Annotated in this window: 19 protein-coding genes; 10 read left to right on the top strand and 9 right to left on the bottom strand. The window is 49.0% G+C overall.

Features of this window, described 5'->3' with window-relative positions; genetic code table 11:
- Positions 1-7: 7 nt before the first annotated feature.
- Positions 8-478 (bottom strand): BREX-3 system P-loop-containing protein BrxF, encoded by a 471-nt coding sequence (brxF, locus tag M0Q40_00985; GenBank protein MCK9221195.1) that lies wholly within the window; start codon positions 476-478, stop codon positions 8-10.
- A gap of 1365 nt (positions 479-1843) precedes the next feature.
- Here brxF and M0Q40_00980 point away from each other — a divergent pair.
- Genes M0Q40_00980 through M0Q40_00970 form a run of 3 tightly spaced genes read left to right on the top strand, consistent with a single transcriptional unit; the run spans position 1844 to position 3710 of the window.
- Positions 1844-2038 carry a PLD nuclease N-terminal domain-containing protein gene (locus tag M0Q40_00980; protein MCK9221194.1) on the top strand — a complete coding sequence of 65 codons (195 nt, stop codon included), beginning with the start codon at positions 1844-1846 and terminating at the stop codon, positions 2036-2038.
- Positions 2039-2041: 3 nt separating this feature from the next.
- Positions 2042-2959, top strand: a complete 918-nt coding sequence (locus M0Q40_00975; protein ID MCK9221193.1) for an ABC transporter ATP-binding protein — start codon at positions 2042-2044, stop codon at positions 2957-2959.
- Positions 2949-3710 (top strand): ABC transporter permease, encoded by a 762-nt coding sequence (locus M0Q40_00970; protein ID MCK9221192.1) that lies wholly within the window; start codon positions 2949-2951, stop codon positions 3708-3710. The genes M0Q40_00975 and M0Q40_00970 overlap by 11 nt, the downstream gene beginning before the upstream one ends.
- A 35-nt stretch (positions 3711-3745) precedes the next feature.
- Here the strand turns inward: M0Q40_00970 and M0Q40_00965 are convergent, their stop codons facing one another.
- Both M0Q40_00965 and M0Q40_00960 read right to left on the bottom strand, forming a co-directional pair.
- A complete protein-coding gene (locus M0Q40_00965; GenBank protein MCK9221191.1) occupies positions 3746-4291 on the bottom strand; it encodes a plasmid pRiA4b ORF-3 family protein in 546 nt (181 codons plus the stop codon).
- Positions 4292-5125: 834 nt separating this feature from the next.
- Positions 5126-7039 (bottom strand): glycoside hydrolase family 13 protein, encoded by a 1914-nt coding sequence (locus M0Q40_00960; GenBank protein MCK9221190.1) that lies wholly within the window; start codon positions 7037-7039, stop codon positions 5126-5128.
- Positions 7040-8017: 978 nt separating this feature from the next.
- Here M0Q40_00960 and M0Q40_00955 point away from each other — a divergent pair.
- Complete coding sequence (locus tag M0Q40_00955) at positions 8018-8722, top strand: 4Fe-4S binding protein (GenBank protein MCK9221189.1); 705 nt, start codon at positions 8018-8020, stop codon at positions 8720-8722.
- On the opposite strand, the gene M0Q40_00950 is transcribed toward M0Q40_00955, so the two are convergent.
- Positions 8699-9739: a stage II sporulation protein P gene (locus M0Q40_00950; GenBank protein MCK9221188.1), complete on the bottom strand. Its 1041-nt coding sequence runs from the start codon at positions 9737-9739 to the stop codon at positions 8699-8701. The genes M0Q40_00955 and M0Q40_00950 overlap by 24 nt on opposite strands.
- A gap of 256 nt (positions 9740-9995) precedes the next feature.
- On the opposite strand from M0Q40_00950, the gene M0Q40_00945 reads away from it, so the two are divergent.
- The 5 genes from M0Q40_00945 to M0Q40_00925 all read left to right on the top strand — a co-directional run bounded on the left by M0Q40_00945 (position 9996) and on the right by M0Q40_00925 (position 19474).
- Positions 9996-13061 (top strand): DUF2961 domain-containing protein, encoded by a 3066-nt coding sequence (locus M0Q40_00945; GenBank protein MCK9221187.1) that lies wholly within the window; start codon positions 9996-9998, stop codon positions 13059-13061.
- Positions 13062-14147: 1086 nt separating this feature from the next.
- Entirely contained in the window at positions 14148-15257 is a 1110-nt protein-coding gene (locus M0Q40_00940; GenBank protein MCK9221186.1) for an acyltransferase, read from the top strand.
- A 423-nt stretch (positions 15258-15680) separates the two neighbouring features.
- The gene (locus M0Q40_00935) at positions 15681-17501 is read left to right on the top strand and encodes a bifunctional homocysteine S-methyltransferase/methylenetetrahydrofolate reductase (protein MCK9221185.1); all 1821 of its coding nucleotides are present in this window, start codon (positions 15681-15683) and stop codon (positions 17499-17501) included.
- Positions 17502-17546: 45 nt separating this feature from the next.
- A complete protein-coding gene (locus M0Q40_00930) occupies positions 17547-18416 on the top strand; it encodes a DUF1848 domain-containing protein (GenBank protein ID MCK9221184.1) in 870 nt (289 codons plus the stop codon).
- An 80-nt stretch (positions 18417-18496) separates the two neighbouring features.
- Positions 18497-19474 carry a DUF3231 family protein gene (locus M0Q40_00925; GenBank protein MCK9221183.1) on the top strand — a complete coding sequence of 326 codons (978 nt, stop codon included), beginning with the start codon at positions 18497-18499 and terminating at the stop codon, positions 19472-19474.
- Positions 19475-19479: 5 nt separating this feature from the next.
- Here the strand turns inward: M0Q40_00925 and M0Q40_00920 are convergent, their stop codons facing one another.
- The gene (locus M0Q40_00920) at positions 19480-20469 is read right to left on the bottom strand and encodes an ATP-grasp domain-containing protein (protein ID MCK9221182.1); all 990 of its coding nucleotides are present in this window, start codon (positions 20467-20469) and stop codon (positions 19480-19482) included.
- A 217-nt stretch (positions 20470-20686) separates the two neighbouring features.
- Between M0Q40_00920 and M0Q40_00915 the strand changes: the two genes are divergently transcribed.
- The gene (locus tag M0Q40_00915; GenBank protein MCK9221181.1) at positions 20687-21511 is read left to right on the top strand and encodes an rRNA methyltransferase; all 825 of its coding nucleotides are present in this window, start codon (positions 20687-20689) and stop codon (positions 21509-21511) included.
- A 542-nt stretch (positions 21512-22053) separates the two neighbouring features.
- Here M0Q40_00915 and M0Q40_00910 read toward each other — a convergent pair.
- From M0Q40_00910 to M0Q40_00895, 4 genes are read right to left on the bottom strand one after another with little or no spacing between them, the layout of a single operon-like run.
- The gene (locus tag M0Q40_00910) at positions 22054-22425 is read right to left on the bottom strand and encodes an FMN-binding protein (GenBank protein MCK9221180.1); all 372 of its coding nucleotides are present in this window, start codon (positions 22423-22425) and stop codon (positions 22054-22056) included.
- A 21-nt stretch (positions 22426-22446) separates the two neighbouring features.
- A complete protein-coding gene (locus M0Q40_00905) occupies positions 22447-23421 on the bottom strand; it encodes an FAD:protein FMN transferase (GenBank protein ID MCK9221179.1) in 975 nt (324 codons plus the stop codon).
- A gap of 6 nt (positions 23422-23427) precedes the next feature.
- Positions 23428-24411: a hypothetical protein gene (locus tag M0Q40_00900; protein MCK9221178.1), complete on the bottom strand. Its 984-nt coding sequence runs from the start codon at positions 24409-24411 to the stop codon at positions 23428-23430.
- Positions 24412-24465: 54 nt separating this feature from the next.
- Positions 24466-24762, bottom strand: coding sequence for a hypothetical protein (locus tag M0Q40_00895; protein MCK9221177.1), 297 nt, complete (start codon positions 24760-24762; stop codon positions 24466-24468).
- Positions 24763-25384: the final 622 nt, after the last annotated feature.

Here is a 25384-nt window from a genome sequence, read left to right as displayed (position 1 = left end):
CTCCTTCTCATGCTGTTGGAACCAGATCAATGACGAAATCGTTCCTTAACTGCAGACGCCGATAGTCTGGATGTCCCACAATGCCATAGAACAGGTAACCATCCTTGACAAAACCATTCCAAGCAGCAACCACCGTGAAACGCCGGGATAAGGAACGAAGTAGTGCTAACGGATCTATTTCAAGACTGCTATCAAACAGGAGATCAAGTTCATCAAGTAGTACCAGTTGATCTGTTGCTGCACTGATAATCTCGTCCACTAAATCTTTAACGTAGAGCTTCCTTTGTAATTCGGTAAGCTCAAGCATTCCTTTGGATAATTCAAGGTTGATGTTAATTAATGGGGCACCCGTCCGCTGCTTTGCTTCTTCCAGAAGTGCGGTCTTTCCAGAACCGGAGGCCCCTACTACCAAGACAAGTCGCTCGTAACGCTTTGTTGCCTGTTGTATCTTCATAAGGAGCTCATCAATCAGTGCCAACCCCGACCCCCCCAGCTTCTATATGCAATGATTACAGAAATACTACTGCAAATGTTATTAATACCGTTACTATCTAGTAACCATAGGTTACCAATAGGTTGGGACTTTGTCAAAGTTGTTTGGAGTTAACATACAGTCTTTCAATAGGAAAGAACATACCACATGTGCAAGAACTAGCTGGGCGGTTGTTCGGCTATTCAATGCGGTGATGACCCCAATGACCTGTTACCGACTAGCTACAGCAAGTTGATGAACACAATTAGAGTAGGGCGAGACAACGGTTTCTGCATTATGTCATCTTGCCGGCATCTGTACAAAAGCAACTCGCAATATTGTATAACCTTAGCCGATTTGCACACAACACGAATGCCCTGAAAACCCACGGATACTACTGTCTTTAACTAGCTTGTGACCGTACTCGTTGTCTGTCCTTCCTTACCACACCTACATTCCGATATAACCGTTGAGGACATTCGGTGTGCCCTTCAACGGTTCTTGGGCTATCAGAAATGTGCGTTTTGAAATAGCAGATACACTTCATTGGTCTACCTAATATCGGGATTCTCACTGGTATAATCGAAACATCACTTGCCCTGAGCGCAACATCAGCTCCAGCTTTCAGTAACACCTTGACAATCTCAGGACTGATATCTGATTCCGCAGCATGCACCAAGGGCATAAGAGCCACGGAATTCCTCGCATTCACATCCGCGCCGGCTGCAATTAGTGCTTCGATCACCGCCGTTTTGGAACATGTAGCACACAGGCATTGACATCAGCACCGGACTTGTAAGCGTGCCAACGTCCTCTGCATCATCAGTAAGTGCAACGCGCATTAACAACGTAAATACCAAACCATCGGTTGTATCCAAGTCCCCATCGGCTTCAACCGACTACATAACTCCTGGGAACCCACTAAGCATCGAATACAAGGAATTCGGCCTTGCCAACCACAGCTAGAGAAACAATCAGGACAGCAATTGTGGATTAATACCTGCCCTCTCGTGCCCGCTTTCTTCGATGTCAAACTCGAGCTCTTCGCACATGCTTGCCTCCTAGACTGCTTCAATCCCCACGGGAACCGACCACTTTTGCTCTGGACTTTGCCACTATGATCTAATATTCTTATGTCATGGAGAAATAAACCACATGGATACAACGTTGGCATTTTTGACTCAACTAGCCATAGTACAATTACTATTGCGTCCGGTGGCGACGGTCTTTCTAAAAAGAAGCGTAATGCCAGTTATGCAAGAAGGTTGTTCTTGTATCCATGACGGTGGTTGTCCCACCGCTGGTACGCTTTGTGCGTGGTTAGCATGATTCAAAGGCTCCTATGTGAATTCTTGAGAGAGGATGAATCCTATGGATACAACAATAATCAAGCTATTGGTTCCCATCATTGTCTTGCAGGTCATACTGCTGGTTGCGGCAATGATGGACCTGGTCAAGAGGAAGGAAGTGACCGGGGGTAACAAGATTCTTTGGGGAATTGTTATCCTGTGCATATCCATTATCGGACCACTGGTATATTTCCTCTTCGGTCGAAAGGAGGCATAGTTCGTGGAGGCAATTGTTACTAAGGACCTGACAAAGAAATTCGGGACTGTCACCGCGGTGGATGGTCTTGATCTTATGATACCCCAAGGAACAGTATTTGGCTTTCTTGGTCCAAATGGAGCAGGGAAAACCACAACTTTGAAGATGCTCCTTGGGTTTACCAAGCCCACCCGGGGAGAAGCTTGGATTATGGGAGAAGCGGTGGGTAGTGGGGACTATCGCAGGAACGTAGGATACCTACCGGACGTGCCTACCTTCTATAGTTGGATGCGTGCCCAGGAGTTTCTAACCTTCAGCGGTGAACTGGTGGGAATGCAGGGAAGCTCTTTAAGGCATCGGGTGGAGGAACTTCTGGAAATCGTGGGATTGGCTGATGTGAAAACAGCAATTGGCGGTTTCTCCCGGGGAATGAAGCAGCGGTTGGGACTAGCCCAAGCCTTGATTAATAACCCCAAGGTTATCCTGCTCGATGAGCCTACTTCAGCCCTTGACCCAATCGGTCGCAAGGAAATGCTAGAGCTAATCCGTTCCTTTCCTGAAGAGACAACGGTGGTTTTGTCCACCCATATTCTGGCGGATGTGGAGCGGATTTGCGATCAGGTAGCGATACTGGACCGGGGGAAGCTTCTTGTCCACGAACCCATGGTAAGTCTTAAGGACCGCTACGTCGATTCGATTATCACCTTTCGCGTCTCGGAGGAGCCGACCCAATTGCTCCAGGAGCTTACAGCCGCGGAGTGGGTCCAGGACGTTACTGTAGATGGGCATCAGTTTCGGTTAACCGCTAAGGATCCTGTTCAGGCCCAACACGCTATTCCGAGTATGATTAGTGCGCTGGGTCTCGGTCTTGAAGACTTCCATATGAAAGAAGCTACGTTGGAGGACATTTTTGTAAGGTTGGTGAAGAACAATGGGCATTAAAGCCTTACTGAAGAAGGAAGCAAAGGAGATTATCCGCACCTATCGGATCTTCGTCATTCCCATTATCTTCTTGCTTTTTGGTCTGTCCAGTCCCATCATTGCCAAGATGATACCGGATTTGGTTCAGTCCTTAGTTGAGGAATACAAGATGGAGATCCCACCACCGACCTGGCTAGACGCCTTTCGCCAGTTCTTTAAGAATATGCATCAGATTGGGATCATCGCCGTAATCTTGACTCTGATGGGTAGCGTTGCTGAGGAAAAGGATAAAGGCACCGCCGCTTTAGTATTAGCCAAACCAGTCTCCCGTTCGAGTTTCGTCATCGCTAAGTATACGGCTAACCTATTCTTCTTGGCCTTGGTTTTCATGGTGGCCTACGGTGGCTGTCTGTACAATACAATGGTTTTATTTCCGGATGTTGACGTGGCAGCGTCAGCCCAGGCGGCAGTACTATCCTTAGTCTACATTTTGTTTGTTGCGTCTTTAACCTTGTTTGCAAGCACCATCAGTAGAAGTAGCTTAGCCGCTGGAGGAATTGCTGTTGCCGGGTTCATTCTTACGGTGACCCTCCCTGTGATCAACAAGACGTTAAAGACCTACTCCCCAGGAGCCCTCACCACACTAGCCGATAACACGCTTGTGGGAAGCATCCAGTTAGGTGATACCCTTTGGACCATCGGAATCACTGTGTTAGTCTCCCTTGTGCTGATGGCCCTTGGACTTATGGTCTTTAACAAGCAGGAGCTTTAGATTCATTAAAGGCCGGCATTACGCCGGCCTTCACATTAGAAATCATCGTCATCATCGGACCACTCTTCGTCCCATTCATCGTCTGACCAGTCCTCTGACCAATCATCGTCGTCATCCCATTCGGTATCCCACTCTTCTTCCGCTTCACCGTACTGGGCCGGAGCTTGACCCACACTCTTGATTAGGCAGGGTAGTTCCTCATACTCCCCTGCGTCCACAATATCTTCTACCGTAACAATGAAGCACCAGTGATCGCCGTAGTCGAAGAGAAAGAGCATCTTCTTGCCCTTCTTGTCAAAGGCTTTCGATACAACGATGCCTGTGACTCCTTCAAACTCACTGGCTTCATCCATTTCGCCGAGATACTCATAGCCTTCCGTAGACTTCCCATAGTTGCGGATGTTATTGTAAAAACCGAATAAGTGATCGAAATCAAAGTCAAAGCTGCCGACGATAAGACGTGCCAAATCATACAGTAACCAATCGGCGGGCACGGCCAACACGCGATAGGGTTTGTCTATGGCACGTCCAAAGGGATCGTCTAGCGTCACTTTAAGGACTAATGCATTACCTTCTGACATCAAGTTTTCCTCCCTAGATACTAATATCACCCAGTCCAATAGCAAATATGTACGGCCGGATGTGCTGCTGCTCCTATTATACTACGGTCAGTAAGTAGATGAAAAGAGCCCACTCTGCGCAAATCCTAATCAATTAACCTATCTTCCTTCTGTTCCCTGGATGATGTCTGTTTAGCACCTAGTATGCTGTTGTAGCCTTTGTTTAGTATGTAGTCTTCAGCAGCCACGAAACGCACCATTCACGGGTCCAAATCTTACCTACCCGTAGCTGTAATCGAACACCCTATGGAGTAAAGTACTTTAAAGGCGTACGGTAGCTATTTCGCTGCTTTATTGCATGCGCAACAGTCCTTATATGTAAAGAACTCTGCGCGTACTCTAACGATTGACATCGTGTCTTCCCATTTTGCAGTGGCTTTTTGCTTAATCGACTGTTTCTCTAGCGGAAAAAGCTAACAGCAGGGACAACGATACGTGCACCCATACAGAACAGAACCAAGAAAGGGTTGGACACGTTTACTCAGGGCAACGGTTCTGTTCAGACACCTAACTTATCTTTCCTAGTAGCAGCCACGTTCCGGAGTATTACCGCCTGAGATTGCCAACTATACTACCTAGCAACCCCTTCTTCGATATCTCTTTTGGCTCAGGAAGGTTACTTCCTCAAAACATGCGGTTTCTTGACTTGGAGAGGTTGTTCTTTGGGTGCTGAAATCCACCCTATCAATTTCTGAGAAGTCCACAAGCTGTCTTAATATCACCGCTAGGTCCACTATTGCCGGAATAGATGCAGAAAGCCGCTACAATAACGCGGCTTTCCACCGCGGTGACTTATTAATCATCGATTGCGATTAGTAGTCTACCTTCCAAGGGTCCTAGATCGATTGTTACATTGCCTTGGTGGGTATTGAACACCTGGTTGTCATGGAGCACATCCTTGAAGTTCACGGAAACGCCTAGGTCCAAATTCAGTTCATGGCGTTTTTTCCTACTTCTATTGATCATTATTATGGCTTGGCCGTCTTCTCGGGGCTCACCAAAGATATCCTTTCCACCGGTAATCTGCCTACGGAAGACATAGACGTCTCCTTGGGCGTACAAGGTGGTCCACAGACCCGTCCGTAGACAAGCATGTTCATGCCGAAGGTGAATCAGTTTCTTATGCCAAGTAAGAAGATCCTTGTTCTCCTTGCCCCAAGGATACGTGCATCGATTCAATGGATCTTTATACCCTTCCATACCCGCCTCATCGCCGTAGTAGATACTCGGTGCGCCGGGGAAGGTCATTTGGAATAGTACTGCCAGTTTCATCCTCTTTTTCCCCAGGGTCTTCTGACTCGATGAAGGAGTGAAGCCCGCTTGCTCATCCATGCTCAGACAATGCTCGGAGGGCGCTCCTTGGAGGATGGTCAAAGCCCGCACCACATCATGGCTGCCGATTAGGTTGACCATGGCGTAAAAGGCTTCCTTGGGATAGTTCTCATACAGACTCATCAGTCCTTGGTGCAATAGGGTACTATCTATTCGTTCACATAGATAGTCTAGAACTAGCCCCCTAAATGGATAGTTCATCACTGAGTCAAACTGCTCCCCTAATAGATACTGACGTAATCCTTCACTACCACACTTGTTAGATGCATCCTCCCACACTTCTCCGATGAGTACCCCATCGGGATTCTGCTGTTTTACAGCAGTGCGCAGTCTCCTTAGGAATTCGTCGGGTAGCTCATCGGCCACATCAATACGCCAACCAGAAGCCCCCTGCTTAATCCAGTACTTAACCACGCTATCATCGTTTTCTAAGACGAAGTCCAAGAAGGAGGGCTCTAGTTCATTGACGTTGGGTAAGGTACAAAAACCCCACCAACAGTCATAATCTTCCGGGTAGTGATAGAATTGATACCAAGAATGATAGGGTGAATGACGGCCTTGGTAGGCACCGACACTGGCGTATCTACCCTCTTTGTTGAAGTAGATGCTATCACTCCCCGTATGACTGAATACACCGTCTAAAATCACGGCGATACCGAGTTCCTGAGCCTTTGCACACAGCTCCTCAAACATCTTGTTATCGCCAAACATCGGGTCAATCTTGTAGTAGTCGCCTGTATCGTATTTATGATTGGAGAAGGCCTCGAAGATAGGATTGAGGTAGAGGGCGGTAATGCCTAAGTCCTTCAGATAGGGTAACTTCTTGATAATGCCCAGTAGGTTTCCACCAAAAAAGTCATTATTTCGTTTATCCCAATAGTACGGTTTTTCATACCAGTCTGAATGTACTACTGCATCTTCTCTCGGGTTTAGAATAGAGCCATCCTCTGTGCCATTACAGAATCGGTCAACAAAGATCTGATAGACAACTGCTTCTTTGAACCAAGCCGGTGTAGTAAAGCCCTTCTTGTATACGGTAATCTGGTAGGAACTACCCGGGTAGTCTAGGATCTGACCTACCCCACCCTTTTGCGACGGATTATTGCAGTAGTAATATATTTTGTTTCCACTATGGATAATAAAGTAATACCATATGATGCCGCAACTTTGGGCCACACACCTCCCTTCGAAGAGTCCTTGGGAGTTTAGCTTCATCGGGATTACTTTCTCCCGTCCGTCCTTCCAAAGCCGCAAGTAGACTCTTTCAACACTTGATGAAGCCTCAACTTTCAGCCGCAGGGTCACCTTCGTCTTCTCGGCAACAGCCCCGAACGGCTCTCGATACAAGATGTCGTGCGAATCATGGTGAATAACCATCAGGTTTCCCTCCAGGGTTTTAAGTTGGGGGGCAATCATCAGCCCGACAATTTACCTAAATTGTTTGAGTAGCCTGTATTCTGTACTTGGTATTATACTATACTCACAATTGCGACGGCAAGTGACATTTAATGCAAAGAATCTCAGTGTAGGATTCTAGCTACCAGCAGGGTTCCATCACCACCGATAGAATGGGCGGATTTGTGCTAATTGTCTGCATAACTTGCCTGTATAGTAAGGGCATCCTCAGAAGGCATAGCAGGTCCTAGACTTCTTGGTTCGCTACAGATACGGGCACAATGGAATGATTAATGCTTCATACGCACTACTAGCGTTGTTCAACTGCCAGCTCGATCTTCGGCGACCATGCCACAAACCTAGATTCACAAGGGCTTCTATACTGTTTGTATTGTACATTCCCTTACGGCCTACATGAAGAACAGAATAAGACACGTATCTTGGGCATGTCTCACCACCCACACACCACTGGAGAGGAACAGAGCTACATGATCGGCATTCTACACCTGAGGCTACCTGTTTAGACCAGTCCCAATAGCACCTTCGCCGTGATCTAATAGCTTCTTGGAAGGCCGCCCGGCAGTGGGTCCTTGGATAAATTGGCCTCCACTTGGTCTACTTCTCGATTAGCCTATAGCTGTTCTAAGAAAGGTCTAAGCAGTTCTCTAGACCTGCTAATGCATTTTTAACTACGGTCTGCAGTGATATTCCCACCTTTTGCAGAAAACCACATAGGCTTGTTACTAAAAGCAGTTCAGCATACCTTGATGACCTACGTCCAACCAAACGCTAATTCCATCAGCCGCATAGTATGCGTATATCCATCCTGGGGTATGTAGCGATTTGAGGGCAATCTTAGTGTGAATCCATGCTCAACCAGTACCAGTTGCGGTGCCTGTCGCTACTGGAAGATCTCCTTGACAATCTGGCTTTGGGCGTTTACCTAAGGAGGTTCGATCAATGAAAACAACCCTCTGGCAACAGGTTACTTGGCTATTGATGCCCATCATTGCCCTAGGTGGGTTATACTACCACAAACTTGGGCTGCTTCTCCTACCAATTATGCTCACCCTGATTGTTCTTGGAGTCTTCAGGGGCAAGTATTGGTGTGGCAAGCTTTGTCCCCACGGTAGCCTCTTTGACGTAATCCTAAAACCTTTTACATCTAACAAGAGAACGCCAAAGATTCTAGGTTCCGGAGGCTTTCGTCTAGTTCTCTTCGGGTTGTATATGTTCATGTTTATCCGGCGAGTTGCCCGGGTGCTACCCTTGTTTGGCACCCTAGGTTTTTGGGACAAACTGGGATTACTTCTGGCAATCAATTACCTTGTACCCACTGTCCTTGGCACTGTTTTGGCCCTGACTATTAGACGCCGGGCCTGGTGTTGGATATGTCCTATGGGAACCATGCAGCAGGCGGCCTATTGGTTCGGCAGTAAGACTGGCCTCAACCGGGGTACCGATGTAAGGGTTACCCAAGCTAACCTCGCAAATTGTAAGGATTGCGGCAAATGCAGGCGAGTTTGTCCCATGGGAATACAGTTGCCAACCCGGGATCAACTAGCAGATCCGCGCTGCATCAAGTGTGGCATTTGTGTGGCTAACTGCCCGATGGATCTTCTCCAACTGGAAAAGACGCGGCTACCTTCTTCGGATGCTCCCTAACCAGGTCCGTATACTATAGGCCAATCGCGCAAGGTGCCAGGAAAGCCATCGAAAACGAGCTTTATCGGCTAAAAAGAGAATCACGACCGCCGCGAGAACCAACACAGTAAACAGACGTATGGTTTGGCTTCTCTCAGCCCTTTGCAGAGGGCCAGCTTCAGTTCCATATAGTACAGCGGTCACCACCTGGCCCATGAGTTTTGCCCCGTTTTCCGCCTCGGCAAGGGCGTTATTCACCGAGCCCACCTCAAAAAGCAGAGCCCGGGGATGTAGGTCTTGATTGAAAGTGGATCTCCCGTAGAACATACCGCGGATCAACCCGGGGTATTCCTTATCTGCATAGTGTTTTAATGCGAGGGCGAATTCCTCATTTATGCGCATCAGCGGATTTTCAGCACCCACGACTAACAGAATCTTGGTTAGAGCCAAACCTTCCAGTTGGTATGCATAGACCTCTGCCGGAGGAGAGTCCCGGTGAATATCAAAGAGGGCATCAACTTTGGCAGTGATGATTTCCGTGGCGGTTCGCCTCGACCGGTAATACGCCCCGCCATCCATCGGGGCGTGGTTGTTCTTGGCATGAATCACCTGCAATCCCTGGTCCCGTAACCACTGGGCAATGGTGTTTCCCACCTGCAAAACATCCCCCACCGGTTTGGTCTCTACACCGCTGGTGGGCAGGTAGGATTCCACATTATGGGTATGATAGATTCCGATTTTATCGTGGCGGACTAGATCGGATTTTGCGCCGCACAGCAGTCCCCGCTCAAACACTTCCTTTGGAAACACCTCATCTAGGTTAACCGTCTCCACGTATTTAGCCCGGGCAGTGGCGCCAAGGATCTTATGGATCTGATACTTACGATTATCCGGTGCTAGAAACAGATCTCCCACCCCCACTTCTAGCCCCGTTTGAAAAAGCAACTCATCCTGTTCGTTGTAGATGTTTACAACTGATCCCGATCTGGCTGGACATACGAACATGATCAAGATCAAAACGATAATCGTAGTCTTCATCTAGCTGGTCCATCCTTCCGTAAAGGCTAGCTTAGTATCTCTCACCACCATTGCTTCTATGACAAACCGAAACCCGCCATTGAGTATTCGAATACATTGGTGTAAGGCGTTGTGTTGCAGGATTATTAAAACCTTCGTCGAATTATGAGAATATGGTTTAGATGTATGCGTATACTCCAATTCCATCTCTAGATTAGGGAGCGAATACAACAAAGGAGGGCAAATCGAGTAACCAGGAAGGTTATTCGGCAAATCAATGAGACGGAGACTAATCTGCTGCTTAGTGTTGTTCTTACTGATACCCTTTAGTTTGGGAGAACGCACATCGGGAGCAATCTCTTCGACAGAAGAACTGATCGAGAATCTGCCGTGGTTGATGCCCAATGATTTCCAGGGCCAGTTCAGTAGCCGGGATCGCACAGGTGGAAATCAAGATTGGAGCGACGAGAGACAACCCCACGTGGGGTACCTGTATAAAGACGGTAATGAACGAGTATTAGCGGAACTACGAGGTCAAGGAGAGATAAACCGGTTCTGGTTTACCGGAGTTGATAACATAGAGCGGATTCGCATCTACCTAGATGATAGGACCAATCCTACATATGACCTGACCGTCCAGGAGCTGTTCTCAGGTACCATAGATCCTTTCCGCCACCCTTGGGTCTCTGATGAACTAACCTCCAGTGGCGGTTTTGTATCCATGATGCCCTTGGCTTTTGAGGAATACTGCAAGGTCACCGTCCTAGGCACTCCCCTCTACTACCAAATTGGCTATAAGCTGACCCAGGGGGGCCAGAGACAGGCATTGCCAATGGGTAAAAGTTCCGTCATCCGCAACGAGGTGGTAATTGAACCCGGACAATCTCTGCAGTTGGCTGACCTACAGGGAGCAGGTCTGATCACCGAGCTATCCTTTACCGTACCTGGAATCTCCGTAACAGAAGCACCCAAGGGGATTCCTGCCCATGATGATGGTTACGCTTTTGTGGAACATAGTGAGTTCGTGGTGAAGATTGATGCTGACAACGCTGGGGTTCGCCTGGTACGCCGATTTGACTATGGCATCGGGGATCAAACCGCGAATGTTTACGTAGATGACCAGCTGGTGGGAACCTGGAGTACTCCGGGGACAGCTACGGGTTACCGCTGGATGGACGCCAGTTTCGATATCCCCCCGGCATTTACCGAAGGTAAGGATTCAATCCACATCCGGATTGAGTTCGTCTCTGCCCAAATTGATTGGAACGAGTTCTATTATTGGATCTATTCCGTGGTTGGTAATGAGTTATTCCTCACCGATACCTTGGATGTGGGCGACACTCTCCAGGAAATCGGGCATAAGTATCGGATCTATGGACGGAAATGGTCCGGTACCAGGGATTATGAGTATCCCCCGATGGAAGAACAACCTGATCCAACCTTTATGGAGACCTTGGGAAATCTATGGCTTGAGTTCAACTGGGATCAGCAACCCTTTAATGCGGTTAGTACACCCTTTCACCTGTTTTTCGCCTCCCCGGTTGGACCCCATCCGGTGGATTCAGCGGTCACATCTGTAGGCAATACCGCCACAGGTGATGCCGAGTTCCGTTCCCTCTTTCCCATGCCCTTTGGCTCTAATGCCGACTTACGGTTATACAATGGGAAAGATGAGCCGGTTCAGCTATCCTACAATATCAGGTTCGTTGAAGAGCCCCAGATTAAAGAACACCTAGCCAACGGGGAAATTGGTCACTTTTACGCCACCTATCACCAAGAAAAACCAACGACACCGGGACGAGACTATACAGTACTAAAAACCGACGGGTATGGAAAACTTGTGGGTGTGAGTATGAAGCTAGTTGGCGCCGGTGATTGTGGCTACCTTGAGGGCGATGAGCGCATCTGTGTAGATGGACTGCACACACCAAGCATCTATGGTACAGGAACCGAGGATCATTTTGGCGGTGCCTGGTACTTCAACAGGGGCCCCTTTACCCTTCCTTTCTACGGTGCCCCAAGCCATAGCGCTATTGAAGGTCGCTATATCAGTAGTGTGTATCGATTCTTCTTGCCAGATCCTGTTTCTTTCCGCTCGGGTATCTCCTATACCCTAGAGCACGGCGGTCTCAATGATGTACCCGGAGATTATGAAAGTACCGTCTTTTGGTACGGGCTAGCGGGCAACGGCCTCATCCTATCGGATCGCCTATTACCCGGGGATGAGACAGATCGCCGGGCCCATCATTGGCAAGGTAAGGTCGAGGAGTTCACCCTTAACTCGGCCTTCGAAGGACCCGTGGATCGAGACTTCATGACGAAAACAGGGACCACTGGTCAAGAGACAACCAGTTTCAAACTAAGGATCGAATCAGCCAACCAAGGCGTGCTCCTACGAAGAACCAGCGATCAAGCCACGGCACAGGAGGCCGATATCAATGTAGATGGCGCTTTCGTAGGTACATGGTTCAATCCTGAAACAAACCGAAACCATCGATTTGCAGACAGTGACTTCTTTATTCCCAAAGCCTTTACCGAAGGAAAGACCGAGATCACCGTAGAGATCGTCCCCAAGGGTCCCTGGACTGCTTTCCTCTACGAGACACATAGTCTCATAAAGCCAGAGATTGATCTAGTAAAGCCTGATGCTATTACGGATCTTGTCCTAGACAAACAGGAGGGGAAACTAATCTTGCGCTGGAGCCCTTCCGCCACAGCTAAGAGTTATCGTATCTACCGGGCACTAACCCCTGACTTTGCCCCCGGGCCCTGGCTCCAAGTTGGGCAGAGTTATTCTTCCCAGTGGCAGGGAAGCCCTGTGCCCCTTGCCGATACAGAGTATTATCGGGTAGTAGCAGTAAGCGGTTTTGGTGTCGAGTCCGCTCCTTCCGCGGCGGTGGAGCATATGACCGATAGAACAATCTGGGTCGAAGGTGAAGCATTACAGGACATTAACGCCGATGCCCCCTTTGAGATCCAAGGAATGGATTGGGTGGGTCCCTACTGGAGCAAAGATAAACATCTTTTCTTCAAACCCACAGAAGAGGGACAATGGCTTGAAGGCACATTTCATGTCCCCAACACCGGGACATACGAAGTAGCCGTTTACTTCACCAAAGCACCGGATTATGGCAAGATTAACCTACTTATTGATGACCAGCAAATAGGAGAACCCTGGGACGGATATGCCGGTGGTGTATTGCGGAGTGACCGTTTGGTCCTCGGTCAGATTCACCTAGAATCGGGGGTCCATAGACTTCGTCTAGAGGCAGCCGGAAAAAACCCAAGCGCTAGGGGCTACTTCGCAGGACTAGATGCGTGTGAGTTGGTACTACAAAACTAAGGAATCTTTTGTATCCCGCAGATGGAGCGTAGGACGACTAAGATGCCTACCAACCTGCGGCAGGAAGTGCTTTTCCTCCACTAGAAGACGGCTAAGCAACAGGCTTGCCGTCTTCTAGTGCCATTCACCCACCGTTACAGGTACCCCTTTGTCACCCTATGCGGTGCTTGATGAAGCCCCCTGCCGTCTATGAGAGTCCGATGTGCGGACACACGCAGTCCTGGTCGACAGTTTTCCTGTTACCCTCAATGTAGAAAGAAGCACCGCCATATTGGTCCGGACCAATGGTGAAAACGTTTGGATACTGGAGTTTGAAGGAAGTATTATCCGGTTCGCAGGGCATAGGAAAGCTAGAACAAAGGTGTCTTCTCAAAAAAGCACTAGGCGGTACACATCCACCGCAAGTTATTGTACCTTAAGAGAGGGAACTGGGGTGAACCACGATTTCATTGTGGATGCTCACTAGCAACATATCTGCTTGGGTTCTGCAGATATGCCTAGTACATCTTAAGTGGAGTAGCCAAACACTTGAGGCTTGGAACACCGGTCATGGTGAAGCGTTACGTCCCCTTCCCTGCGAGACTTTGATTCCACAGAAATCACCTTCTGATGCTCCACAGGTGGGCTCTATACAATTGTGCAGTAGGCCTAACAACGTAGGCCCTCTATTCCTAGCGATTTGCTTCAGACTATCTTTGACCTTGCTCACCCTGCATTTGATCATTTTTGAGTCTGAGCACCTTGAGACAAAGGAACAATGCACTGTATTCAAGAAGTAGTAGTATAGAGTCAAGATACGTAATGATCACTAAACTCTTACAGGAAGCATCCGATACTAGGTATAACACGACACACTCACCGAGGATACTGCTAATCATAGGTTTCAGGCTCTGAACCAGCCGCGATTGGCCTAGAACCTAAGCAGCTTGACAAGCGGTTCATGCGAATGTCTGTAAGCAACAGCATAGTCAGAATAAACCAGAACCCTAAGGAACCATTTTGGATACAGCTAGTTAGCGTAACCACTCTCACACAACGCCGCCGTTTTTCAGATGACTCACTATAGCATCGAAAAGGAGTGCCGCTATGGACAATACGCGAACCCAGTACATACCTGAGCTGGATTACTTGCGGGGAGTCAGTATCATCGGGGTGCTGTTAATCCACGTCGTTTCCGAGATTGTCTGGACAGGACGGGGCTCGCATGCCAACAGGAATTACGCCATGTTCTGGAATCAGTGGTCTCGCTTCTGCGTACCTATCTTCATTTTCATTTCCGGTTTATTGCTTACTTACCGCTACCGACTGAAGGGTTTTCCATATTACAGATATGTCAAGCGTCGCTGGATAGACCTTTTTGTGCCGTACATGTTCTGGACACTACTCAGTATTCTCAACCTACATAAGTGGGGACATATCTACCCGCAGTGGGTACGGAACACAGTCCTGACCGGCGGAGGATACTACTTCCAGCTGTATTTCATCCCACTGATCTTTCAGTTCCACCTACTCAGCCCGATTTGGCTGTATCTTGCCGATGATACGCGCAAGCGAGCTTTCGCCGTACTAGCCGTGCTTTTTAACCTCTGTTACCTCGGGTATTATGAGCTGATCTTCTTGAGGATTCTTCCCGAAAGCAGTTTCTCCAGGGTGATCTTTAACAACATCCAACAACGGTTTCTAGCGTGGATCGGGTATTTCGCTCTAGGGTGTTTGGTCGGCACCAACCTAGACGGCTTTCGTCAATGGGTACAGCGCCTACCATGGTGGCACCTAGGAGCGTTCTATGGGATCAGTCTAGGACTGTTGTTTTGGGACTACCATTATTCAGTACTAGTTACCAGGAACCTTATGAACCCAGGGGAAAACTTCATGCGCCCGGTAGTCTTCCTTTACTCTGTGGCCACCGCCTTACTCCTTTGGAAAGTGGCAACAATACACAAGTCACGGCTCCTTCGTTCTATCGGGGATCTCTCCTTCGGAATCTACCTCGTCCATGTCGCTATCCGGAACATCCTGAAGAAATTTGCAGAGGGTTTTTTCTTCTCCAATTGGGCAGGGGCATCGCTAGCCTCTCTGCTGGTGTTGGCCCTCTCCTATGCGTTGGTCTGGTTAGTTAGCAAGGATGAAGATGGCTGGATCATCGTGGGCAAGACGAGTGGCAGAAAGCGCAGAGGAAAGGCCATATCTTCCTGAGGTACCTTTTAGGTCGATATGCTCCATACAGTATGGAGCATATCGAGCCAAAGGCCTCAGCAAAAAGCGATCGTCATCCTGGGCTTGCATACGTCTAGGCCTCGTCTTCGGGCGGGGCAAGTCCGCTCCGACTCTGCTTGAGTACCCCATCAGCTTCCCCAGGGTCGTCCCCTCTGTGTTGGAATCAAGCAAGGTGGAGCGTCTCGTTGTCCGAGGGAGCTTTCGGCAAGCCATGGAGAGACCCATCTATCAGCATCGCGATGGTGATCGGGACAAGACGACTAGACGGTGTGGGCACTGGTTGGTGCAGGTAGTTGACAGCCCGGTGTTAGGTACGGCAAGTAACAGCTTTCGTTTGACAAACTCCGCGAGTTGCTTTAAACTCTGAGTAATTCAGTATCCCATAAGCATAGGGGGGGTTTTATGTCCTTAGATTTCCGTAGAGGTATCCAAGAACAGGTTTTGCTAGCCGATGGTGCCATGGGCACCATGTTAATTGAAGCCGGTGTACCAGTGGGCAGTTGTCTGGAAGAGTTGGTGCTAAGCAAGCCTCTCTTGGTGCAAGACATACACAATCAGTACATTGAACAAGGGGCCCAAGTAATCCAGGCCCACACTTTCGGAGCCAACGAGATTAAACTAGCCCGTTTCGGTCTTGCCGATAGGGTCCACGAGATCAACCACAAGGCCGTTGAGATTGCCCGTAAAGCAGCTTATAATCGGGTATATGTAGCCGGATCCCTCGGGCCAACCGGCAAGCTGCTTAGTCCTTTGGGTCCATTATCCTTAGAGGAAGCCTATCAAGTCTATGCTAACCAAATCCAAGCCCTAATTGAGGCCGGTATCGATCTTTTGATCATTGAGACCATGTCCCAACCAAAGGAAGCTGTTCAAGCGGTAAGGGCTGCAAGGGATTTGGACCCCAAACTACCCATTATCTGTCAAATGTCCTTTCTGGAAGACGGAAAGACCGTCATGGGCACCACTCCCCAAGGAATGCTGGATGAACTGGCAAACACAGGCGTAGACGTTTTGGGCGTAAACTGTGGCGCTGGCGTACAAGCACTAATCAACGTACTACATATGCTTCAGTCCTTGACTGACTTGCCTTTATCTATCCAGCCCAATGCCGGTTTGCCCCAACTTGTTGATGGGAGAACCTATTACTACTCATCACCGGCATACTTTGCCAGTAAAGTACCGGAATTTGTTGCCTGTGGAGCCCGTTTGATCGGAGGCTGCTGTGGAACAACACCTGAGCATATTCGTGCCATGGAGCAGGCTTTACACATAAAGCCACACATTTCCGTTAGCACAGGCATTGTCCAGGTGACTGAAACAACACCCGAGTCTGTCCCCAGCCACCAAGATGAATCGGCCTTTGCCCGTAAGCTTGGGAGCGAATTTGTTACTACTGTAGAGATCGATCCGCCTAAGGGAACCAACTTAAGTAAGGTCTATGAAGGAGTCAAGCTACTCCTGGATTGCGGTGTTGATGCGATCAACATCTCAGATAGCCCCATGGCTAGGGTCCGGCTAAGCCCTATCGCCATTGGACACCACCTCCTAGAGGAGCTAGACACGGAGTCTATTCTTCACTTCACCTGCAGGGACCGGAACCTACTAGGAATTCAGTCGGAGCTACTCGGAGCCCATGCTTTGGGTCTGCGGAACATATTGGCCTTAACCGGTGATCCACCATCCATTGGTGACCATCCCGATGCCAGCGGTGTCTTTGATGTTGACTCCCTGGGTCTTGTGAGAATCATTTCTGCCCTAAACCAAGGTACTGACCTTGCCGGGAATCCATTAGATCGAAAGACCAATTTCTGCATCGGTGTGGCGGCAAATCCCGCTGCGGTTAATCTGGATCGGGAAATTGAAAGGCTTGAGGGAAAAATACAGGCGGGAGCCCATTTTGTGCAGACCCAGCCGATCTATGACCTGAAATTACTGCAACGCTTTCTAAAGAGCATCCAGCATTTGCAAATTCCTGTCCTGGTCGGGGTGCTTCCTCTCTTTAGTGTCCGGAATATGGAGTTTTTGCACAATGAAGTACCGGGGATTGTCATTCCCGAAGGGATTCAGGAACGGATGTATCGTGCAAAACAAGGGGATCAGGCCCAAGTAGGGATTAGTATTTCCAGGGAATTCACTGCTGAGGCTAAGGGACTTGTACAAGGAGTGTACTTCATGCCACCCTTAGGCCGATACTCCATGGTTGTGGAGATTCTAAAACCCTAGGAATAAGAGCACCTTTCTCATTCCTTTAAAAAGAGGGGGTTGGGCATGATTATTAGTGCGAGCAGGAGAACGGATATTCCCGGGTTCTATGCTGATTGGTTCATGAACCGGCTAAACGAAGGTTACTTTATCCAAGTTAACCCGTATAACCAGCACCAACGGCCCATCGAAGTATCCCCGGACACGGTGGACGCCTTCGTCTTCTGGACCAAGCATCCCGCCCCCCTTCTTCCCCACTTGGTGGAGTTAGATGACTTAGGGTATCGCTATTATTTCCAGTACACATTGAACAGCTATCCTGAGTTTTTCGAGCCCTTGGTACCACCCCTTGACCAGAGAATCGCTACTTTCCACAAGCTAAGTGCCGCAATTGGTAGTGATAAGGTCCTCTGGCGCTATGACCCGATCATCTTAAGCAGCGCAACACCCCAGACTTACCATCTGGAGCAATTTGAACAGATCGCAGAGTCTCTAGCAGGATATACCTGCCGGTGCACCATTAGTTTCCTAGATGTCTACACCAAGATTAAGCCTAAACTAAGAAGGATCGAGCAGGAGCAAGGGATCACGATTACTCAAGAGCCTAGTCTTTCGACCCGACAAGACCTAGTGGCGGCCCTGAACCGGATTGGATTTAGCAAAGGTATTTCCCTTGTCTCCTGCGCTGAACCAGCGGATACCCTGGGTATACCCCCGGGCTGTTGCATTAGCTATGGGCTAATAAACCAACTATTTGGCCTACGACTTAACACCAAAAAAGATCCCAACCAAAGACCCCTGTGTCAGTGCGATCAATCGATAGATATCGGTATGTATGATACCTGCGGTTTTGGCTGCACCTATTGCTATGCCAACCACCGGAAGAATATCCCCATCCACAATCCCCTCGACCCATTGCTAAAGCCCCTTACCTGACCTCTGTTCCGATATTTACCATGGGATAATTGCATAATCCCCAACCCCACTCCAATACTAATTCAGGGGTGCAAATACCGATGATTATGACCATCAAATCAAAAAAAACAGAGGAAAGACAGAAGCAGCTTAGTGTGCAGGAGGCTTTTAATCTTTGGGATCTGCTAAAAGCCAAATACGATGCCCTTGAACAATTGGGGGTCTACCAACAGTTTGCCCATGATCTAGATTTGCAGGTCATCTTGGGTAGGCTGATCAAAACCATCGATAAGAACAAGGAGATCTTGGAGAGCCTAATGAAGCAGTTCGCGGTGCGGGGTCCTGACCAATACAGATTCCCCGTCGATTGGGCCGGTAACCCGGAAGCGTTGAGGGATGAATATATGGCTATAAACGTCCTAACCCAACTACAGAGCCGCATCCTTACCATGTTAAGGGCCATTCGGACTTCCTTAGTAAACGAGCAGATTAGGGGTACGATACTAAGAATGGTCAAAACGGAGTTTGAACTAGTGGAAACCATGATTGATTACGTAAAACTAAAGGGTTGGGTAGCCACACCACCCCTGTATCCGAGCAGTCCATCACACCTAAAAGAGATCATTGATGTGTCCGGGGTGGGCCACCTGTGGGACCACTTGACCTTCCGCTATGATAACATCTGGCAGACTAAGGCCTTCCGCGAGCTAGTGCACGATGGGGACTTCCGTATTCTGCTCGAACGGGGACTTGCCACTCTGGCCAAACAGGTGGAGGTACTGGAGACTGAGTGCAAGAAGTTTGGCATTACCCTACCCACACGACCATCCGAAGTACTCTCCACCCCTGTAAGTGCCGAGATCGTTGATGATGATAAAATCTACCGCAATATCCTGGCAGGGCTCCAGGGTGCCATGATCATGCATGCAGAAGCGGCTACCCACAGTTTAGTCAATGACCGTATTCGGCATCTGTTCCAGGATCTGCTACTAGAAGAACTGGATATGTTTGACAACTTCGTCAAGTATGGGAAAGTAAAAAGTTGGCTGCATCCGGTGCCCAGTTACCGGGCGGAATAGGCTAGCTATGACCAGGGACCAGTCTTTTTATCTTGTAGGGCTAGTTTGAGTAAACAGTCTATAAGCTCGGGATAGGTAATTCCCGCAACCTCTGCCGCAAAGGGAAACCCTTGCCCCTTGGTAATATCCGGATTGGCATTGACATCAATCAGGTAGGGTTGGCCAGCTTGATCAAGGCGTATGTCTACCCTGCCGTAATGCCTTAGACCAATGATCTTGAAGGCTCTTGTAGCTAAATCCTCAAACCGGGTGGCCTCATCCTGACCGATCTGTGCTGGGCAAACGCGTCGGTAGGCTTTCTGTTCAACCGATCCTTCGGTCCACTTTGCATCGTAGGATAGAATCGGTCGATACCCCGGCGGCATCTCGGCAAAGGCAGCCTCGGCTAGGGCTAGGGTCCGTAGGGGTTCGTCCTCTAGAATACTAACGTAAAACTCCCGTCCGTCCAGGTATTGCTGAATCAACCAAAAGGCAGGATCCGCTTTCCCCTCGAATATGCCTCGTAGTTCCACGGGGCTGTTGGCTATACTATCTTGCCAGATCCCAATGCTACCATCTTCAGCTACAGGCTTAACTAGTACAGGGAATATGTCCACCTCTTCCCAGGCGGTTAAGGGCCAAGTTGTGGGTACTGGCAATCCCCCGTCAGCCAGGAGGGCATAGGATACCGCCTTGTTTACCGCATTGAAGATACCGATACTATCGGAACCGGTGAACTTCATGCCCAGAAGCTCAAGGTAGCCCGTAAACAAAGCCTGGGCTTTACTACTTTCCCTAATACTCTCACATAGATTAAACACCACATCAACACTGGTATCAGCTAGGCGTTTTAGCTCCTCGGACAGGTTTCTACCAATTCCCAACACCTTGAATCGATAGCCTAGTTCCACACAGGCGCGGCCTACATCCCGGACCTCCTGCATTACCCCGGCATGGGCCAGGTAGTGTTGGTCCGCTCTATTGACAGGCGTATTATATGTGATAAGAACATCCATATCGTCACCCCTTATAGATTGGTGCTTTACGCTGCTAGCTCTGTGATATATTCGACAAAACAAGGGAATATCCTACCCTGCGGTCTGGGTAGGCTTAGATCTGCACAGGGATCTGTATGACCTGTGACGAAACTTAGATTGGGGTTCCTTAACAAATGACCTAGGAATCATGAACAGGTATGTAAGATTGAGAACATCATAGAGGTGGTTGAGTGATATGAACCCCCGGATTGTGCGCATAAATACAGCGAATAACGATTTTCAACATATCGAGGTCATCTCCAGAAATCGAAGGAAACGACACCAACATGGGACTTTCCTAGTGGAAGGTGTCCAGGCTATTAACCGAGCTATTGCTTACCATTGGGCAATCGATGCCTTTATCTACGGACCAGAAGCGGATCTCTCCGACTGGGCGATCAGTATTTTGCAGGAGTCCCCTGCCAAGGTCCACTACCAACTCCATCCCGCTCTGATGGAACAACTAAGTGACAAGGAGAACACCTCGGAACTCCTCGCCCTTGTATCCATACCAGTAGATGATCTCAGTCGCATCCCCATCACAGAGAATTTTCTCGGCATCATCTTAGATCGGCCCACTAGCCCTGGAAACCTCGGCACCATCATCCGCTCCTGTGACAGTTTCAGTGCAAATGGTATGGTCATTACGGGGCATAGCGCCGACCTTTACGATCCCCAAACCATCAGAGCCAGTATTGGTTCAATATTCACCTTGCCTTCGGTTCGGGCTGCCTCGTACAAAGACTTGATCCCTTGGTTTGCCCAGATTAAGAAACGTTACCCCAACTTTCAAGTTATCGGTTCTAGTGCAAAGGCAACAACGGACATTCTTGAAGTTGACTTTACCCGGCCTACCGCGTTTGTTTTAGGGAACGAAACCAGTGGCTTAAGTTGGAATCTCCGCACCTTGTGTGACGATCTAGTGCGCATCCCCATATACGGATCGGCATCTTCTTTGAATATTGCCTGCGCTGCATCGATTTTCCTATATGAGAGCAACCAGCAAAGGCGAAGGAAATAATCAGCCACACGAATCGCCACGGCCAAAGATGTAGCTTCTTGGCAACGATCTTTACCTGGGCCCGCCATGGGTAGGTGCATTGTTTTGCACAGCGGACACGTTCTCAAAGAAGAGAGTCTTTGGGCTTCCTCTCACAGCTATTGAGGGTTTACTGAACCTGGTTCTTCTAACGTCAAAAACATCTCCTGTGTCTAGATTACTCCAGCTTAGGGTGCGTAAATCGGTGATACCCTGTCGGAATTAAACAGGTCTCTTCATTGAGGAAGAGAAACCTCCACCCGTACCCGCAACGAGGGTTACCCTAGATTTGTATCTAACGTAGTAAACCATTCACCCCGCACACCCGAACCAACGCGGAAAATGCAACCTGGTGACTTTAGATGAATGGACACCGGTGCCTCCAACCGAAACCGTATGGCGAGTCCATGACCGGCAAAAGAAGCATCCTGTTCAATTCGCCCCTCGATCCGCTGATGGCCTGTTTGTACCCATTGTTGGCAGATGCTAGGCCCAAAACAGATGATCGTAAAAACATGGAAAGCTTAGTCCTTTGTTGCTAGGGCTTTTTCCACCGCCTTCAAGTACGCCTTAGAGGTAACCGTTGCGCCAGAGACTGCATCCACAGCCGGTGACTGCTTTTCTAGTACTCGATCAATGGTCTGTTTACGGACTTCAGCGAGGGCGAATTGCACATCTTTCACGACGCGTATGGCTGTCATTCTACCATCTGCAACATCCACCTCAACGGTGTTCGTCCAGCGCCCCGCTCGATAGGTCCCTTCATATATACCGTCGGGTAGAGAACTGATATCAATCTCATCAATAGTAATGCTTGCACCCTGGTTCAAACCCCGGGATAGGTATAACAATCCCGCCACCACCAAGACAACCAAACCACCCACGATACCTAACACGATCTTCAAATCCTTCACCCCTCATGGACCAACGTAAAATACTTGTTCTTTGCTACACGATACAAATTTATCTTTTAGCCCCATGGAGACGAACACGGTCCCCTGTCTGGTTATTATGACTGCATCTGATTCCAGTTTGTTTACCAATTGCATCCCTTGCTTCAGTCCGAGAACAAATATTGCAGTAGATAGGGCATCGGCGCAAACCCCATCCTTAGCCACTACGGTTACACCAAGGAGATCATGTACAACGGGATATCCCGTCCTTGGATCAAGCACATGGCCGTAAGTCCTCCCCCGACAGCGAAAGTTGCGCTCGTAAGCACCGGAAGAGGCCATACACCCCCCTGCCAATTCCACATACCCCATATGCACACCACGCCGGCGACCGGGCTGTTGGATTCCGATCCGCCAGGGACTACCGTCGCTTTTTGCTCCCCACACCAGCACATTTCCGCCTAGGTTTACCAGGCCACTACCAGTACCGCTGCTTTGGTAGAATCTTGACAAATAGTCCGCAGCAAAACCCTTAGCGATACCTCCTAAGTCAATCCTTTGACCTACATAGGGCAAGCGTCCCTCGGTCTCACTAAGTTCGATACTAGCTCCATCGACCAATGGCAAAAGAGTCTCAATCTCCTTCGGGTCCGGAATCAGCGGATGGCTAGTGCCAATGCCCCAGGCAGCAACCAAGGGAGCAATGGTAGCATCGAAGGCTCCCTCAGTCCACAGACAGTAGTCCCTGGCTTCCCGCAGAACCTCACAGGTAATTGGATGCAAAGTAAGCCAGTCCCCACCAGCGCTTTGATTAAGCTGGGTAAGATCACTGTCCGGGTCATAGAAGCTCAAAAGTCTCTCCAATTCTATGATCTTGCTTCGGCCAGCCTGAAGCAGACCTTGACTACCAACGATTCTCTGCGTGATTTTGGTACCCATGGCAGGAAACCGTTCTTCCACGTACCCATCGGCTGTTTTACAAAACTCGCTCTTCACCATGCAGACTTATTTTTCCTTCCCATCCCAAGCGTCAGTATATAGTTCCTCGCTTAACTTCAGGAATTCATTGCACATGACCTCGATGGCCTCTTGGGAGTGGCCAACGCCATGAGGATCTGCGTACCAACATGGGATGAATCCACCCTGTTTACTTGCCAGATACTGGACCATTTTACGGCAGTAACTGCGGATTTGATCAACTTCTTGATACATGACCCGCTGGATGTCCACCGGGGCGAAAAACGTAATCCTACCTTGAAAACGTTCTCCAAGGACCTCTAATCCCATATTCTCTTGCTGATCAATCTGAATCACATCCAGTCCTATTTCCACAAGATCATCAAGTATGTCCAGGATATACCCGCAACTGTGCAGGAAAGAGAGCATACCCGCCCGCTTTACTGCATCAAAAATCTTCTGGTAGCGTGGTCTCCAAAAAGCCCGCCAGTGCTCTGGGGAGATCATTAGGCGATCCTGTAGCCCCCAATCGTCACACATAGTGTAACCATCAACTCCAAGCTTGGCATATTCTGATATAGCGGCTAGATTCAGATCAACCAGGATATCCAGCAGCTGGCCAAGTTTTCTGGGATTCAGGTGAATATCCGCCCAGAGATTCTCCAAGCCGCGTAGGAAATGGGCTCTTTCATAAATCGATACTCCCGTGGCAATAATGAACCGATCCCCCGCATCCTGCCGAATCCCCTTCAAGTGGGCAAAGCGGTCTCGCTCCTTAAAATCCGGTACCCGAAGCTTCTCCAACTCCGACCAGTCCGTGATCGGAAAGACCTTCACCTCACCTAAATTGGAGAAACCCAGATTCTCCCAGACACACCCCCATTCATCAATGCCACTTTTGGGACGAGCATCAGGGTTTGGTGACATGTTCGTCCAGTAGAAATCTGACCCGAAGGGGGATGGGAAGTTCCGGGGCAGTCTACCTGGGTTTTCAAACCTGATACTACGAACCACTACCTCTCGACTTGTCATTTCTCAAGCCTCCTTTACCGAGCAGCTCACACCTCCATTACTTTGGAGGTAGCTTCATGATCTTTCCTTAAGATCGCTTAGTTCCAATAGATCCTCGGGTCTGGCACCTAACTGATCCAAGAATAACATAACGGACTTCATCCTACCAACATCATCAAGACAATGGGCATCACTACCTGGACAGAGCTGTACTCCGTTTTCCAAACACATCACATAGAAGCGATACATGAAGTCCCGATGCCCATTGTCCACCGTGGTGGGACTAATCTCCACAGCAACTTCATTGGCCTTAGCCCTTTCAATAAGGGGAAGCAGAACATCGGAGCCAATGTGCTCAGTAAGCTCAGCCATCCTCGGGCACCCATAGGAGAAGGGGTGGGCGATAATATCCGCTAGGGGACAAACCGCGCTAAGGTGCGTTCTCAAAAGTGATACTGATTAGGCGCCAAGACCATAGTCAAGGGTAAGAACACCTTCATCTAGTACATCGGCTTCACAGCCAATCAACACCTGCAGGCTGGGCAAATCCTGACCTTGGTCTCCAGGGGGACCCTGTTTAGCAAATCTTCCCGTATAGACCGCTTCTATGGTTTCTGTAATTTGGGGGCAATCAAAGCGGACCAATCTTTGCTGGGAAAGAAAACCCTCTACCTGTACTTCTACTGTAGCCGTCAGGGGAAGAGCAAGATGGAATTGGCTGCTGCAAAATCCGACGACTTCACATGTATTAGATACCGGATCGGAACCGATGCTGCTGATCGGCTAGGTCCATCACCATTCTTGAGCCCAAACCGGTGATCTGTACGTAAGACTGGGCGTTGATTCCCAACTCATAATTCATGTTAGCCAAGGGAGTGAGTCAACGATTAGCGGGTAGAGGCTCCATCTCCAAGTCGGCTCGGTTCCTTACGTGCTAGAAAGTGGTACCTTCATTGAGTCTGTTGAACAGGTTCGACAATCCACCAGACGAAGT

Source organism: Limnochordia bacterium (assembly GCA_023230925.1).
In the GTDB taxonomy this organism is placed as follows: Bacteria; Bacillota; Limnochordia; order DUMW01; family DUMW01; genus JALNWK01.
Note: the sequence above shows the minus strand (reverse complement) of the source record. Positions and strands in the feature narration are given on the sequence as shown.

Bases quoted from the DNA above. Each gene is read 5' to 3' on its own strand.
- M0Q40_00980 (MCK9221194.1), top strand. From the start codon at position 1,844: ATGGATACAACAATAATCAAGCTATTGGTTCCCATCATTGTCTTGCAG.
- M0Q40_00970 (MCK9221192.1), top strand. From the start codon at position 2,949: ATGGGCATTAAAGCCTTACTGAAGAAGGAAGCAAAGGAGATTATCCGC.
- M0Q40_00965 (MCK9221191.1), bottom strand. From the start codon at position 4,291: ATGTCAGAAGGTAATGCATTAGTCCTTAAAGTGACGCTAGACGATCCC.
- M0Q40_00960 (MCK9221190.1), bottom strand. From the start codon at position 7,039: ATGGTTATTCACCATGATTCGCACGACATCTTGTATCGAGAGCCGTTC.
- M0Q40_00955 (MCK9221189.1), top strand. From the start codon at position 8,018: ATGAAAACAACCCTCTGGCAACAGGTTACTTGGCTATTGATGCCCATC.
- M0Q40_00950 (MCK9221188.1), bottom strand. From the start codon at position 9,739: ATGAAGACTACGATTATCGTTTTGATCTTGATCATGTTCGTATGTCCA.
- M0Q40_00945 (MCK9221187.1), top strand. From the start codon at position 9,996: ATGAGACGGAGACTAATCTGCTGCTTAGTGTTGTTCTTACTGATACCC.
- M0Q40_00940 (MCK9221186.1), top strand. From the start codon at position 14,148: ATGGACAATACGCGAACCCAGTACATACCTGAGCTGGATTACTTGCGG.
- M0Q40_00935 (MCK9221185.1), top strand. From the start codon at position 15,681: ATGTCCTTAGATTTCCGTAGAGGTATCCAAGAACAGGTTTTGCTAGCC.
- M0Q40_00930 (MCK9221184.1), top strand. From the start codon at position 17,547: ATGATTATTAGTGCGAGCAGGAGAACGGATATTCCCGGGTTCTATGCT.
- M0Q40_00925 (MCK9221183.1), top strand. From the start codon at position 18,497: ATGATTATGACCATCAAATCAAAAAAAACAGAGGAAAGACAGAAGCAG.
- M0Q40_00920 (MCK9221182.1), bottom strand. From the start codon at position 20,469: ATGGATGTTCTTATCACATATAATACGCCTGTCAATAGAGCGGACCAA.
- M0Q40_00915 (MCK9221181.1), top strand. From the start codon at position 20,687: ATGAACCCCCGGATTGTGCGCATAAATACAGCGAATAACGATTTTCAA.
- M0Q40_00905 (MCK9221179.1), bottom strand. From the start codon at position 23,421: ATGGTGAAGAGCGAGTTTTGTAAAACAGCCGATGGGTACGTGGAAGAA.
- M0Q40_00900 (MCK9221178.1), bottom strand. From the start codon at position 24,411: ATGACAAGTCGAGAGGTAGTGGTTCGTAGTATCAGGTTTGAAAACCCA.
- M0Q40_00895 (MCK9221177.1), bottom strand. From the start codon at position 24,762: ATGGCTGAGCTTACTGAGCACATTGGCTCCGATGTTCTGCTTCCCCTT.